At 49.8% G+C, this 14729-nt stretch carries 15 protein-coding genes and 1 other annotated feature; of the genes, 12 read left to right on the top strand and 3 right to left on the bottom strand.

Features of this window, described 5'->3' with window-relative positions; genetic code table 11:
* Positions 1 to 107: 107 nt before the first annotated feature.
* Positions 108 to 1001 carry a GTPase family protein gene (locus FHW74_RS20370; protein ID WP_183172152.1) on the bottom strand — a complete coding sequence of 298 codons (894 nt, stop codon included), beginning with the start codon at positions 999 to 1001 and terminating at the stop codon, positions 108 to 110.
* A gap of 97 nt (positions 1002 to 1098) precedes the next feature.
* Here FHW74_RS20370 and FHW74_RS20375 point away from each other — a divergent pair, with 97 nt between their 5' ends.
* The 7 genes from FHW74_RS20375 to FHW74_RS20405 all read left to right on the top strand — a co-directional run bounded on the left by FHW74_RS20375 (position 1099) and on the right by FHW74_RS20405 (position 7996).
* Positions 1099 to 2250 (top strand): hypothetical protein, encoded by a 1152-nt coding sequence (locus tag FHW74_RS20375; protein ID WP_183172153.1) that lies wholly within the window; start codon positions 1099 to 1101, stop codon positions 2248 to 2250.
* A gap of 399 nt (positions 2251 to 2649) precedes the next feature.
* Complete coding sequence (locus FHW74_RS20380; RefSeq protein ID WP_183172154.1) at positions 2650 to 2889, top strand: AlpA family transcriptional regulator; 240 nt, start codon at positions 2650 to 2652, stop codon at positions 2887 to 2889.
* A gap of 279 nt (positions 2890 to 3168) precedes the next feature.
* Positions 3169 to 3747 carry an inovirus-type Gp2 protein gene (locus FHW74_RS20385; protein ID WP_183172155.1) on the top strand — a complete coding sequence of 193 codons (579 nt, stop codon included), beginning with the start codon at positions 3169 to 3171 and terminating at the stop codon, positions 3745 to 3747.
* Positions 3748 to 4264: 517 nt separating this feature from the next.
* Positions 4265 to 4486, top strand: a complete 222-nt coding sequence (locus FHW74_RS20390) for a hypothetical protein (RefSeq protein ID WP_040240815.1) — start codon at positions 4265 to 4267, stop codon at positions 4484 to 4486.
* 96 nt (positions 4487 to 4582) lie between these two features.
* Positions 4583 to 5155 carry a hypothetical protein gene (locus FHW74_RS20395; RefSeq protein WP_040240812.1) on the top strand — a complete coding sequence of 191 codons (573 nt, stop codon included), beginning with the start codon at positions 4583 to 4585 and terminating at the stop codon, positions 5153 to 5155.
* 195 nt (positions 5156 to 5350) lie between these two features.
* The gene (locus FHW74_RS20400; RefSeq protein WP_183172156.1) at positions 5351 to 6553 is read left to right on the top strand and encodes a multidrug effflux MFS transporter; all 1203 of its coding nucleotides are present in this window, start codon (positions 5351 to 5353) and stop codon (positions 6551 to 6553) included.
* Between the two features lie 232 nt (positions 6554 to 6785).
* A protein-coding gene (locus FHW74_RS20405) for an IS3 family transposase (RefSeq protein ID WP_369707198.1) occupies positions 6786 to 7996 on the top strand; the annotation gives its coding sequence in 2 pieces (ribosomal slippage) (positions 6786 to 7071 and positions 7071 to 7996; 1212 coding nt in all).
* Positions 7064 to 7180: a sequence feature (AL1L pseudoknot), on the top strand. (Overlaps the previous gene by 117 nt.)
* A 4-nt stretch (positions 7997 to 8000) precedes the next feature.
* Here FHW74_RS20405 and FHW74_RS20410 read toward each other — a convergent pair.
* A complete protein-coding gene (locus FHW74_RS20410; RefSeq protein ID WP_255459956.1) occupies positions 8001 to 8549 on the bottom strand; it encodes a nitroreductase family protein in 549 nt (182 codons plus the stop codon).
* 259 nt (positions 8550 to 8808) lie between these two features.
* Positions 8809 to 9834 carry an alpha/beta hydrolase gene (locus FHW74_RS20415; RefSeq protein WP_255459959.1) on the bottom strand — a complete coding sequence of 342 codons (1026 nt, stop codon included), beginning with the start codon at positions 9832 to 9834 and terminating at the stop codon, positions 8809 to 8811.
* A 274-nt stretch (positions 9835 to 10108) separates the two neighbouring features.
* Here FHW74_RS20415 and FHW74_RS20420 point away from each other — a divergent pair, with 274 nt between their 5' ends.
* The 5 genes from FHW74_RS20420 (at position 10109) to FHW74_RS20440 (ending at position 14726) form a co-directional block, all read left to right on the top strand.
* Positions 10109 to 11275, top strand: a complete 1167-nt coding sequence (locus FHW74_RS20420; RefSeq protein WP_183172158.1) for an aldo/keto reductase — start codon at positions 10109 to 10111, stop codon at positions 11273 to 11275.
* 14 nt (positions 11276 to 11289) lie between these two features.
* Entirely contained in the window at positions 11290 to 11970 is a 681-nt protein-coding gene (locus FHW74_RS20425; RefSeq protein ID WP_021571249.1) for a heavy metal response regulator transcription factor, read from the top strand.
* A 15-nt stretch (positions 11971 to 11985) separates the two neighbouring features.
* A complete protein-coding gene (locus tag FHW74_RS20430; RefSeq protein ID WP_183172159.1) occupies positions 11986 to 13443 on the top strand; it encodes a heavy metal sensor histidine kinase in 1458 nt (485 codons plus the stop codon).
* A gap of 64 nt (positions 13444 to 13507) precedes the next feature.
* On the top strand, positions 13508 to 13987 hold the full coding sequence (locus FHW74_RS20435; RefSeq protein WP_183172160.1) for a cupin domain-containing protein: 480 nt from the start codon (positions 13508 to 13510) through the stop codon (positions 13985 to 13987).
* The gene (locus tag FHW74_RS20440) at positions 13965 to 14726 is read left to right on the top strand and encodes a carboxymuconolactone decarboxylase family protein (protein WP_183172161.1); all 762 of its coding nucleotides are present in this window, start codon (positions 13965 to 13967) and stop codon (positions 14724 to 14726) included. Before FHW74_RS20435 ends, FHW74_RS20440 begins: the two co-directional genes overlap by 23 nt.
* Positions 14727 to 14729: the final 3 nt, after the last annotated feature.

Consider the following 14729-nt stretch of genomic DNA (forward strand, 5'->3'; position numbering starts at 1 on the left):
ATCGATATTTTAATAGATAAAAACGATCGATATTTGATTATCGATCGTTTTTACAGATCAATATACTGTTTTTTGAATGTGGTAATTGAGGGGTAAATCGGCGGATTTCAGCCAAATATGCGGTCCCATAATGCCGTGGCAAGTTGCACTAACTTCTGTCTGATACTCCTTAACAGGGCAGTCCAGGCAGAGGGCAAGTGGTCAGGATTAATCACCGTGTCAAAAGCCTTACCCGCTGCCTCACCAAACTGCTGCCGTACAGCGGCGTCGCTGTCCGGGGTCTGATTCTCTGGTTTCAGCTGGCAATACACGGCACTGCTGGCCTGTACGGGTAAGGCATGCACCATCAACTCCACCATGGCGGGCAGGTTATAGCCGGTATGTGCAGAGACAGCCATGACCGGGAAAGAGGACGGCAACTGTCCGGCAACCTGAGCACTGACCGCTGCTAGTGAAAGGCATTGCTCAGAAGAAGGTGATGCTTGCCAGGGCTCACCATCCCTGAGGGGCGGAATACGGTCGGCCTGAGTCAGTACAAACAGGAAACGTGAAGGATCGGCACCTGCTTCCATCAGTGCCCTGTACGCACTGATATCTGTTGCCCGGGCACGGTCATCGGCACGCAGCACCCAGATAATCAAATCCAGCTCTGCCAGCAACGCCTTATAGAGCGCCAGATATTCCTCGTCGTATTCCGGTGTCTCACCCACACCCGGTAAATCCACCAGCGTCATACAACGATTACCCACATCTAGGATCATCCGCTGGGGTTCCCGGGTGCAACCGAGCAAATCACTGGTCAGGCAAACGGGTTGCTGAAAAAGCGCGTTGCATAATGAACTCTTGCCCGCACCACTTTTGCCCATGATGCCTATCATGGGTTCATAGCGAATCGCCTCCTGGAGGCGGGAAAGAATACGTTCAGCAGAATGCGGGGGTAAGAGATTAAGACAGGTGCGCAGAACATTGCTTGTATCCTGCGGGTCGGGGATTTGAGGCATGATTTACTCCTGTGAAAAAATAGCGCCGGAAAATGGTTAACCGTCTGTTCAAAGGAGTAATATAGGTTTAAATTTTTCTGGAATGAGGGAATATGAAATGGCTAAATGTGTACGAAAAAACTGCAATCGTTTAGTGTCCCCATTACCTGAAGCAAAACGTAAAAGGCTCTGTAAAAAACATTATTTGCGCTTCTGCGAACTGAGTGAGCGCAAGGAAAAAGACCTTGTTTATCGGATTAATAAATATATCCCTCGTAAAATAAAACGATTAAAGAAGGGGCGCATTTACTATTGCGCATTCAATAGCAGGAGGGGATATGTCAGAAAGATATCTTCAATTGAAAATGCTGGATTAATAAGACAGGCCAGAGAGAAGCTTGTATTAATACGAAAAACACCGGCTTGGAGAAACACAGAAAGCTATGTACGCCGTATAAGAATCGGGCCGGATCTTCCTGTTTCATTAAATGAAGTAACGGAACTGTATAGTATCTACTCCTGGATTAATTTTTGTAAAAACAGCAAGCTTTATGCAATGAATTATCTTGGTGGCGGCGAGGGAAATTTAAAATTGCAACTTTATAAACTTCCTTCCCCAAGTAAGATAGGAGATTCCTCACACCAACAAAACATTATCACACCTATTACTTTAAAAAACAAAGTAATTAATCAACTCGCAAAAAACCGCAATTCCAGGGGGACTACTAACGTAAAAAAACCACTCAGCCTGTACAAATCTTTAATTGAGTTAGAGGATGAACGGGTTGTGGCATTAAAATTACTCCAATTAACAATTGAGACATCTGTACACCCTCACCAATATAGTAATAATCTACCGTATCTTAGCCCTGGCGATGTCCCTCCATTATTTGGCCTCTTATTAAATGAACTAAAAAGACTGAATGTCGTTGGCGTGAATGATTCGATGTTAAAACTCGCTAAAAAATACAAAAATGAATCCTTTACGTTAGAGTTAATAGCAATTCATGTTATTTTTAACATGGCAAGAAATGGCACCCCCGAAGTTTATTCATTTTTATCAAGTAAGTTTGATAAAAATGGTCATTTGTACAGGTCCGTAATGATTATCTTCATGATGCTTGAGTTGGATTTGGATTCTTATCCTGAATTATTGGAGCTTTACAACTCTTTCTTTAGTACGGATGTAATCAAAATCAAAGATAATATATTGCTATGGGCGTCAGGTAAGAAAGAAACACTCCCTTTTGAATACCAACCTGGAATTTAAAAATTAAAGGTGTCTAACACCAATAAATCTGATAGTGATTGTCATTCTCATTTGTAAATTTCGTTTTTTTAGCATGCGCGAAAAAATCGATCATGGCGGTGAAAGCCTCGTTAGCGCTATGACATAGCTTGCTATGCGCTAAACGCGCAGAGCTGTGAATCTCAACCTTGAGAGGTACTTCTGGAAAATCAACATAGCTTTACACAGTCTAAAATTTGCTTGCAGGCGGCTCGATAGGACTCTCTTAAGTACACCCTAAAAAAGGGCACATACTGAGCATAAAAGATATTAACTGTATTTTTTTACTGTTGAGTACCATGGTGTGAGGTGAATATCCAAGGTACCACTGGGTACCACACATCGCCTCCCGAACTCACACTACATTGCGGGAGCATTTCCATGACAAACAAAACTCATCCGATATCATCCAGCACCCAGACAACCACATCTTTACTGAATGATCAGCTCGTTGATATGACGTTCATCACCGCCTATACAAACATGACAGACAAATGGTTCTACCGATTAATTTCAGAGAATGCGTTCCCTGCACCAATTAAACTGGGTCGCAGTTCACGCTGGCTAAAAAGCGAAGTGGAAAAATGGATGCTGGATAAAATACAAGCATCTCGAGGTTAGAACCTTTAGTGTTGGTGTTTTACACAGCAAGGTTACGTAATTTAATATAGGTTTTTTAATATAATTATACTCACTCTCATTTGTTCTTATATTCACCGCTTACTGTCAATATCTCTTTTAAACACCCTCGCAAATACTATTGGAACAACCAGTCTCGTCTTTAAAGCAATAATTAATTTAAGTATCAGCTCAGCATTGCCTTAAAGAAAAGTCTTGCATGAAACATGCATTAACTTAGTGCTTGCACTGGCCTCTCTCATCATCAGCAGTGGAATAATCATGCTAAAAAATTCAGATAGAACTTTTAATGAAGACTGGTTCCTGGCTTCAGTTCTTAATGCACATATCGATGAAATGATAAACAGATACTCATGTCTTTTGGCATTACGTATGGATTTTTTCTACCAAAAGGAAAGTGCCAGGTATTCACACTTAAATCACCAAACACTTGAACATGACTTGCGTGAACTAATGGAAAAAATGACAAAAGAGAAAGGTGTGGTGGGCTATTTCTGGGTTGTCGAATGGACTGAACGACATAGATACCATGCGCATGTCGTATTCTGGCTGGACAGACAAAAAACACAGCACTCTTATCCCTTTGCCCTTACAGCAAATACACTTTGGGAGGAAATAACGCACCGGGACGGCGTATCGCACCGATGTGAATATCGGCCGCAGTATTCTAGAAATATCAATATACCTGTTCGGTATAACGATCCGGAAAGCATTAACAATATCCGTCATGTTCTGAGCTATCTGGCTAAGGAAGAACAAAAAGAAGGTTTGTGTGCATACGGCTGTAATGACGTTCCTCCACGATCAGCGGCAGGGCGTCCACGTAAGCCAGGCCCCTGATCCTACGGCTACGCAACTGGCTCTGCATCCTGAACAAACCCCGTTATACGGCGACAAATAATGTCCTCGCAGTCGTGACTGAACCTGCCTCTGGAAGCCTGACGTTCCGACCTTTACTGAATCAACAATTCCACAACTCCATTTATACCCGGCAGCTTACCTGTCGGGTATTTCTCATACCTGTCAAACAAGGGAAATCAAAAATGAAACAGCCAAAGAACACAATCGCGGTAAAAGTGGCGGAATACCGTTTACACATCACCCGGCTAAGGATCTGCCGGGATAGCCTGGCTGGATGTTGCAGTGATGCCGAGCGGCGTGGCTGGCGTTTGAGAGCTCTTGAGCAGTTAAGTAAAGCCTCACTGCTCTACTGCCGACGGGCAAGTTCTGCCGATACCTGCAAGTTTCAACAGGCCTGTGAAGGTCTCCAGCAACACATCAGCAGAGTTTTACCAGAAGGCCAGTGGTGCGGTGATTTGCCTGCATCCCCTGCCAGGCAAAATTTTAAGGTATCGGTATGAAACAACAACCTGCTAAATGCGCGGTCGATGAATGGGGGAATCTGGTCAATGCAGAAGATTTTCGCTATCCCTCATTCTGGAAACTGTACTGTTTCCACTGCAAGAGTCCGGTAGTGCTGGTTCTTGCCCCGAACGGGCAGGTATCGCATTTTCTGCATGATGAAACCTTTATGGCATCAGCCGATTTCATGGCATGCCCGAACGTGGAATGCTCCTAACCGCAGTAACCCGCGTCAAAAGCAGAAAACGACTTTTTCGGCCACAACTTCCCCTTTTACACACGCCCTTTATTTCCATTATTGAAAGAGAAACTGATGAACAATTGCGCTGAAAATGAAGCGTTAAAGACGAACTCTGATGGTAACAATGTCATGCTTATTCGTAGAGTATTGCAGCAGGCGACTGATCATTACCCACAACTGTCTGCGCTGGGGTTTACTCTACAGTATGCGAATTGCCACTCCTGCGACAACGTACAACAAGGTAATGCCCAGTTGCTACGTTTTCACGCTGAAGCCTATTGCAGAATTGGCGAATATTCAAAGATACGTATTGAAGCGGGTAAACCGTCGCAGCCTACTCTTCTTCGCTGGCTGTGGGAGGCAGAAAGTACCTCGACATGTCGGATGATGATGCTATTCAATTTGGGTGTTTGCAGTCTTCCCCGATATGACTCTTCTGCATCGGATGAAATTCAGGAAGTAATGTCATTGCTGGCGGCTGCATGGCGTGAAGTCGAACCGGACGGGGAGTTAAAGGAAATAAAAGTCCATCGGATAGAGAGAAATAAGCCAGCAGATTTCGATAAGCGTTATGCTGAGTTACGAGATACGGCATTGCAAATGGCCTCGCCAGTTGCTTTTGCCAAGAGTTTTCCGACAACGTAGTTATTGCCACCCATTTCTACTGGCATTGCAGTTCGGTAACACTATGAGAATACTGCTTATCGCTGGCCCCAAAAAACCTGCAATAATCTTTTCGATTAATGAATATCACTCATAGTCCCAATCCTCCTGCCTGTGATTATCAACAAGCACAAACCCGTTAACATACCCCTATCTCTTCATGTCCAACGGATCACCATGCTTAATCAACAGGCAAAAACACAGTCAGCTACAGCTAAAAAAACCGGTCTCTCGTTTCTACTCATTCTCAGCGCGTTAATGGCTGTTACTTCGTTATCAACCGACATCTATCTTCCGGCTATGCCGGTCATGGCAAAAGATTTACAGGGTGACGCAGAGCTGACAATCACAGGGTTCCTTATCGGTTTTTGCATTGCACAACTGATTTGGGGACCAATTAGCGATCGTTATGGACGCCGTCTACCGCTGTTTATCGGTTTAGGTCTATTTATCATCGGCTCGGTGGGCTGCGCGTTATCAACAGATATTGTACAAATTGTCTTCTGGCGAGTTTTTCAGGCGTTAGGTGCCTGTACCGGGCCGATGCTGGCTCGAGCAATGATCCGTGACCTGTTTAGCCGCACTCGTGCAGCACAAATGCTTTCGACTCTGATGATCATCATGGCCATCGCGCCGATTGCCGGGCCCCTGATCGGCGGGCAGATGATTAAAGTCACCTCGTGGCATGCCATTTTCTGGCTGCTGGCGATTATCGGGACATTAATGCTGATGTCTTTATTCTGGTTGCCGGAGACATTACCTGCTGAAAAACGCTCGCACGCCTCCGTAACCAGAGCATTTCACAACTACTATGCCTTGCTCACCAACGCCAGATACATGCGATTTACTTTGTGCTTGACGTTCTACTACGTTGCAGCCTACGCCTTTATCACCGGTTCCCCATTTGTGTACATCACATACTTCGGCGTTGACCCGCAGCATTACGGTTGGCTGTTTGCAGTAAACATTGTTGGACTGATGGCGGTGAGCATGGTCAACAGACGTTTGGTTCACCGCTATCCACTAGAAGCGTTGCTCAGGAATGCCGTATTCATCGCCGCTATTGCGGCAATAGTGCTGGCAGTCACCACCGGCCTGGGTGTGGGTGGAATTACCGTGATTGTCGGTGCTGTGTTCGTGTTCTTCTCTATGAATGGCATCATCGCGGCGACATCCACGGCTTGCGCTCTGGACGCAGTGCCTAATGTGGCTGGCTCCGCATCGGCGCTAATGGGCGCGTTACAATACGGCAGCGGCATCATCTCTTCACTTCTTCTTGCCCTGTTCAGTGATGGCACACCATGGACGATGGGCTGGATAATTGCGTTGTTTACAGCAGCCAGCGCCCTGATGGCACTGACCGTTCAGATAAAAAAATAAAACGTAGTTATTGATGCCAGACGACACTTTCGTCCAGAGATACCCGCCCTTCCCTGTAACTCAGGGAGGGATGTCTTTTATCTGGGATCCCAAAAGAAATACCGTAAAGCAGCCTGAAACTCTCAGGAACATTTAATATTCGACGCACCGTTTGGGCAAAATAACTCAGCACTGCCTGTGTGAACCGCTCCGGTTTTCCTGGAGACTACACTCTTTGAGAGAGGTAACCAGGATGACAAAACATAACCGATTTCCCCCTGAAGTTCGTCAACGCGCTATTCGTATGGTTCTGGAAAACCAGAATACCTACAACTCACAATGGGCCGCTATCTGCTCCATTGCCCCTAAGATCGGCTGCACTCCCGAGACATTGCGTATCTGGATCCGTCAGCAGGAGCCCGTTGATGATGAGCAGAATGCGCTGACTGCCAGCGAACGCCAGCGTCTGAAAGAACTGGAGCGGGAAGTCCGCGAGCTGCGCCGCAGCAATGATATTCTGCGTCAGGCTTCAGCGTATTTTGCCCAGGCGGAGCTCGACCGCCACTGGAAAAAATAATGCCGCTTCTGGAAAATCTGAGCGGTGAACACGGGGTCGGGCCAGTCTGTCATGAGCTGGATATTGCTCCGTCAACGTACTACTGGCATCAGCAACGCCGGAAGTGTCCTGAACGACGCAGTAGTCGGGATAAACGCGATGCCGTGCTGATACCTGAGATACAGCGCGTATACGAAGAAAACTACAGCGTTTACGGTGTGCGTAAGGTCTGGCGACAGCTAAAACGTGAAGGTGTCGGCGTTGCCCGCTGCACCATTGAGCGCCTGATGAAAGCCCTGCAGCTACGTGGGGTGACACGCGGCAAAAGTGTCAGAACCACCCGCAGCAACAAAGCCGAAACACCGCAGGATCGGGTGAACCGGCAGTTCGTGGCTGAACGGCCCGATAGTCTTTGGGTGGCCGATTTTACCTACGTCAGCACCTGGCAGGGGTTCGCATATGTGGCCTTCATCATTGATGTGTTCGCCGGTGTTATCGTGGGCTGGCGGGTCTCATCCACGATGGAAACGTCGTTCGTGCTGGATGCACTGGAGCAGGCGCTGTGGGCCAGACGCCCGAGCGGTACCATCCATCACAGCGACAAAGGTTCGCAATATGTGTCACTGGCGTACACGCAACGGCTGCAGGACGCGGAGCTGCTGGCTTCAACAGGCAGCACGGGCGACTCATATGACAATGCGATGGCAGAAAGTATCAACGGGTTGTACAAAGCGGAGGTGATCCACAGGCAAAGCTGGAAAACCCGACAGGATGTTGAGCTGGCTACGCTGAAATGGGTGGACTGGTACAATAATCACCGATTGATGGAACGGACCGGATATATCCCGCCAGTGGAGGCAGAAAAAGCCTATTACGCTTCGCTGAATGACCGGGATGTGGCAGCCTGATCACTCAGGCAAAATACTCTCCAGGAAAACCGGAGCGGTTCAGTGGAACGCCTGCGTAACCTCGAGCTGCCAGAGAAAGCAGGAATGTCTGGGCATACATACCGGCGTCCGAGGCTACGCGAACGTTGTCCCCTACAGCAGGAATGAACAGCAGAGCAACATGAGGCGCGCCGAAAAATCTCACATTACGCTCGACCACTTCTGAGCGACTTAAGTTATCCCCCCGCGCAACGCCCAGTGCCTGATAGTACGAGCGCCCCTGCTCCGAAGCCCGTTGCCTGAATGGCTCGGGATAAGCTTCTTTATCAAAGGTAAAATCAAGACTGTAGTTCCCCGCCCTCAGATCTTCCGTCAGTGCGTGGCTTAATTCACGAAGTTTATCTCCTGCAACAATATGCAGGGACCAGGGTTGAGTATTGCAGTTGGATGGTGCGCATTGCGCTTCGAGCAAAATGTCTTTGAGGATCTCTCTGGGGATAGGAGTTGGAAGAAAGGCTCTTGCCGAGTATCTGTTTTTTACTACCTCACTAAATGTTGGCTCTTGCGAACTCATTTGCTTCTCCGCCTGAAAGTAATTTGAAGTGAATGATTCACTCTATCCAGATCCATCCTGTCACATCAGTCTCATCGTTTTCATTCCCGGTTCCAGATTAGGTCTATGAATTCTATTCATAGCGCCTATTTAAGCAGCGTAATTATCTTTAACCGCAACTTCGTTAATCTGGGTCTATCGCGTGAACACGCAAGCGGAAAATGGCTACAGCTGATGGACATACCCCAGCCTGCGCGGCTGGGGCATCATCGGAGGCTAACTAAATATTCTTATTGAAGAAGACGTCTAACTTTTGCATTGCCTGGTCAACGTATTTGGGCACCCAATACGTCTCGATATGGGTAGCGCCATCGATCAGGAAGAGTTCTTTGTCCTTCGTACTAGTGGCTTTCGCGAACGCGTCTTCAGTCATATAGAGCGTATCCGCTTTTGTACCGACAATCATCAGCAGCGGTTTATTGATGAGATTGATATGGTCCGTTACGTCAAAGCTCATCAAATCCAGAAGACTGCTGGTGGTGTATTTAAACGTGGAATTCGGGTGCGCGTGGGTTTTCCAGTAGTACTCGTAGCCCTGGCGATACAAGGCAAAAGGTAATTTAGCAATCTGTTCATCAGTCAGGTTGGCATCGCCGGAGTAGAGCACTTCTCCTCCGGCTGCTTCCTGAGCACGTGCGTCAGAAGCCTGCTGAAGACGCTGCTGGATAGTATCCAGCTGTGAATCCTGCATACCGTTGCGGCGCACAAGGCCTGAATTAAACATGCTGATGGTTGCTATCGATTTGAACCGCTTGTCAGTTTCAGCCGCAACAAGTGAATACCCGCCGCCTCCGCAAATACCCAGCAGACCAAGGCGGGCGGTATCTACACCAGGATACTGACTGATGTAGTCAGCCATGCCGTGAATGTCCTCGATACGATTAGCAGGTTTATCCACGCTGCGCGGCATCCCACCGCTAGCGCCCTGATACGCCGCATCGGCGGTAATCGTGATGTATCCCTGCTCGGCAAGACGCTGAGCATACAACCCGGCGACCTGTTCTTTTACGCCGCCATTAGGATGTGCCACCACTACAGCAGGGTATTTTTTGGCGGGATCGTAGTTAGCAGGGGTATAGACATTCGCAGCAATCTGGATGCCATGCAGATCGTATTTCACGGGATGAATGTTGACCTTGCCTTTGACGTTCTCAGTTATGGCACCGTCATAGACGAGTGTGAATGGATTTTTTTTGTAATCAGCCGCATTGACTGAGGTCACTCCGGCCATTGCCGTGAGTAGCATTGCACTGATAAGCGTGAATTTCATGGTCTCTCCCGATGAGTGTCGGCCTGGTTATACAGGCCCGCAGAGTCAAATTTGCAGGCTCAGATTAGGCGGAGAGGGCTGTCAGCATCGTGACAGGGAAATAACATTTTTGTCAGGAAACAGGCTGGGATGGGAAAGCATTTCTGACAGCGCTGTCAGGTAGCCGTCAGCTTTATGTTGGCAATCCAAAGGCAAAATGGTCTCGCTTAAATGAGATTCATGTTCAATTTTCTGAGAAACGGAGCGATCAATGAAAAGACAGAATGCCCCAACAATGCCAGAGCGGCGCAAACTATTAGTCGCCGGAGCCGGTATTGCCGCCGCCTCGCTGATTCCGCACGTATCAGCGGCGAGCCAATCCTCTCAGGTCGATTCATCCAGACAACCCAGCCAACGCGATGCTGCTCCGGGCAAGCGTAAACTCGGGAAGCTGGAAGTATCTGCCGTCGGTCTGGGTGTGCAGAACATGAGTCGTAAATACGACACGTCCGTTCCCTGGCGTCCCGAGATGATCAATGTTATCCACCGGGCATTTGATGAAGGGGTAACGTTCTTTGACGCTGCTGAAGCCTACGGCCCGTTTGAAGTCGAAAAAATTCTCGGGGAAGGCGTCGCCCCGTTCAGGGACAAAATCGTTATCGCCACCAAGTTTGGCTGGAACATTGACCAACAGACGGGTAAGCGTCTGCCAGGCCTTAACAGCAGACCTGAGCATATCCGACAGGTCGTCGACAATATGCTCAAACGCCTGCGTACCGATCGTATCGATTTACTGTATCAACACCGGGTTGATCCACAGATCCCCATTGAAGATGTCGCCGGTGTGGTGAAAGATTTAATGGATCAGGGGAAAGTCCTGCACTGGGGTCTGTCAGAAATGGGCATCAACACGTTGAGGCGCGCCCATGCGGCATTACCCATTACCGCCGTGCAAAGTGAATACTCCATGCTCTGGCGTGGCCCTGAAAAACAGGTGCTTCCAGTGTGTGAAGAACTGGGCATTGGGTTCGTGCCATGGAGCCCACTCGGCGTGCAGTTTTTAACGGGCTGGATTGATGAGAATACCCGGTTCGCTGCCGGTGATTTCCGCGCGACAGAAACGCGTTTCTCGCCTGAAAACTTGCCACACAACTTACAGCTGGTTGAACTACTGAAATCCTGGGCAATACGAAAAAATGCGGCACCGGGACAGATTGCTCTGGCATGGCTCCTTGCGCGTAAACCCTGGATTGTCCCCATCCCTGGCACCACCAATAAAGACCATATGCTGCAAAACACAGCGGCTACCGGCGTATCGCTGACTTCCGCTGAGATGACCGAGCTCACCCGCTCACTGGATGCGATCACTATCCAGGGGCAACGTCTGCCGGATGCCGTGCAGGTTTATTCCGATGTTGAAGCACCAATGAAAAGTTAAGAGGAAGTCCCGTTATGCGCCTGTTGTTAGTCGAAGATGAAGAAAAAACGTCAACCTATCTCTCCCGTGCGCTGGGTGAGTCCGGGTTTACGGTAGATGTCTCTGCAGATGGCGCGGAAGGACTTCATTACGCGCTGGAGTTCGACTACGACGCGATAATACTGGATGTAATGCTGCCGGGGATGGATGGTTACCGGGTACTTGAGGGTGTGCGAGCAGCCAAACAGACGCCGGTGCTGATGCTCTCGGCTCGGGGTTCGGTCGATGAACGCGTTAAAGGACTTCGCCTTGGCGCGGATGATTATCTGCCCAAGCCCTTCTCGCTGATTGAGCTGGTGGCGCGTATTCAGGCACTGGTGCGCCGCCGCGCTACGGATGGCGCAGACATCACCCAGCTGCAAATTCACGATCTGCATCTCGACCTGCTGGCTCGTCGCGTATTTCGCGCCGGAACACGGCTGGAGCTGACCGCGAAAGAGTTTTCCCTGTTGAGCCTTTTGGCCCGGCATCAGGGAGAGATTCTGTCAAAAATGATGATTGCGGAGCAGATATGGGACATGAATTTCGACAGCGATGCCAACGTGGTTGAAGTGGCCATTAAACGACTTCGGGCCAAAGTGGATGCGCCGTTCGATATCAAGCTGTTACATACCGTTCGTGGCATGGGGTATGTCCTCGAAGTCCGGTCCGAATAAATGAAGGGGATAAGCATGCTTAAGCGTTCCATCTCCGTTCACCTGGCGCTGATGTTTGCCTTATCCGCGCTGCTGATTGTTTCCGTTATCGGCATCCTGCTCAGAAGCTCCTTGCATGACTCTTTGCAAAAGCAGATGCACAACGAGCTGCTATTCCGGGAATCATTAATGAGTCCGTGGATCACCGCACGAACCTCTGCTGACGGCTGGTCACTGCTTGCCAATAAATTTACCGTATTAACCAATTCTGAAGGTGAACGCGTTCGCTACTGGATAGTGAGCGATAACCCACGCTTTAGCATGGGGGGAACACCACCGGTGGGCGTTCAGTGGTCTTCTTTGCGGGAAGGCTTTAATAAAGTGCCCGGCGCATCAGAAGGTGCATGCTCGCTGTTTCTGTTAGTGAAAATGATCCCCGCCAACGGTGAGCGGCCTGAGCTGCGCTATGTGGTTGCCATCGACTCCACGCCGTATATGGGCACACTCGATGCGTTCACGCGTACGTTGCTGATCATTACCGCACTGGGCGTCGTGATTGTCGCCTTACTGGGGTACATCGTTTCAAGGATCGGTCTTCGTCCCGTTGGGGCGCTCAGTAAACAGGCCCGGCATCTCGCTCCCGGGGACCATGGTCAGCGCCTGAATACCGAAGCATTACCTGACGAATTACAGCAATTAGCATCATCTTTTAATGGCGTGCTGGAACGGCAAGAGGTCGCCTGGAGGCAGCTCGAAAGCTTTAATGCCGATGTTGCGCATGAGCTCCGGACTCCGCTAACTAATCTGATCGGCCAGACGCAGCTGGGTCTCTCACGCCGACGTTCACATGATGAACTGGAAGAGTTACTGGGCTCCAACCTGGAAGAACTTGAACGCATGACGTCTATCGTTAACGACATGCTGTTCCTGTCCCATGCCCACGCGGGTGAACATGCGTCCCAGTTGACTAAGGTGTCCCTGCGAGAAGAAACCCTGAAAACAGCGGAATATGTAGAGCCTTCTTTTGCTGAAAAACAGCTTTCTCTGGATGTAGAGGGAGATGTCACCGCGCACATCGACCGGCGGCTGTTCCACCGTTCACTGGCCAATTTACTGGAAAACAGCGCAAGGCATTCACCCTCCAATAGTACAGTTACGGTACGCTTAAGCGAAAAAGGTCATCAAGCCTGTGTTGAAGTTTCAAACCCGGGCGAGCCTATAGCGCCAGAGCACTTACACCGGCTTTTCGAGCGTTTTTATCGCGTCGACACCTCCCGGGCCAGGAGTGATACCCATCATGGACTGGGCCTGTCGATCGTGCGTGCCGTCGCCATTATGCACCGGGGAGATGTCTTTGCCCGTAGTGAAGGTGGCATCAATACTTTTGGCCTCACCTTTGCGCTACAAGCGGATAAAGCGGCAGACAATGCTCAATCCGGTACTGAGCCGGGACCCGGGTTAGCTGACAGAATTGTCAGGGGGGCGTCAGCCTGACGTCATTACCCTCCCGATAAAATCATCGCAGGCAATCCCCTCTTCATTGATAAGGACGCTTTGCATGATCGGACATTTACGTTACCTCGGGCTGTTACTGCCCTTCTTCACATTTTCATCCTGGGCAGCGGAACAAAATCCCGCTGTCCATATCGCCCCCGCAGGAAGTCAGAATGCGGTGTTCGGGCCAGCCGAGAACTTTACCGGTCGTGTCAGGGTTGATCCTCTCTTCAAACCGGATAACGACATCCCTGTTTCCGGGGCTTATGTCACGTTTGAACCCGGCGCTCGTTCCGCCTGGCATACGCATCCGGCAGGTCAGCGGCTGATTGTGACCTCGGGTGTTGGGCTCACCCAGCAAGAAGGCCAGCCGGTGCAGGTTATCCGCGCCGGTGACGTTGTCTCTTGCCCGGCGGGCGTCAAACACTGGCACGGGGCGGCCCCCGGCAGCGCGATGACGCATCTGGCGATAACTGGGATTGTGGATGGCAAAAGCGTTAACTGGATGGAGAGAGTGACAGATGAACAATACCACGCCCATTAAAACATTAGCGGCAGCGGTACTGCTGACCTTTGGTTTTGGTCTCGCGGCACATGCTGCGTCCGTCAATAAAGGAGCCTCAGAAATGAACCACGAACAAACGGTTTCAGATACGCTGTCAGCCCGCCAACAGGCCATCCCGTTGATTGCGGCATCGATGGCCAGCAGCCAGATGGATAAGCTGAATGCAGCCCTGAATCAGGGTCTTGACGCAGGGCTCACGATAAACGAAACCAAAGAGATTCTCGTCCAGCTTTATGCCTATACGGGCTTCCCCCGTAGCCTGAATGCGCTTAGTGAACTGATGAAGGTCGTCGAAGCACGTAAACAACGTGGTATCAAAGACGTTGAGGGTAAAGAACCGATTGCCCCGATCCCTGTCGGGGATGAGCTTCGCCGTGTCGGTACCGCAAACCAGACAAAAATCTCAGGCGCTCCCGTCCAGGGCCCACTGTTTGATTTTGCCCCGGTGATTAACCAGTTCCTGCAAACGCACCTTTTCGGCGACATTTTCGCCCGTGATAACCTCGACTGGCAAAGCCGCGAGCTGGCAACGGTTGGCGCATTAGCGGCCACGCCGGGCGTCGAATCACAACTGCTGTCGCATACGCGAGCAAGCATGCGGGTCGGCCTGACGGCGTCGCAGCTGCGCCAGCTGGCACAGGTTCTGCGTGAACATGGCGAAAGTGATGCAGCAACGCGAGCTGAAAAGGCGCTGCAGCAGGCGCTCGCAAACAATTAGGAG

The organism is Atlantibacter sp. RC6 (assembly GCF_014193285.1).
Classification (GTDB): domain Bacteria; phylum Pseudomonadota; class Gammaproteobacteria; order Enterobacterales; family Enterobacteriaceae; genus Atlantibacter.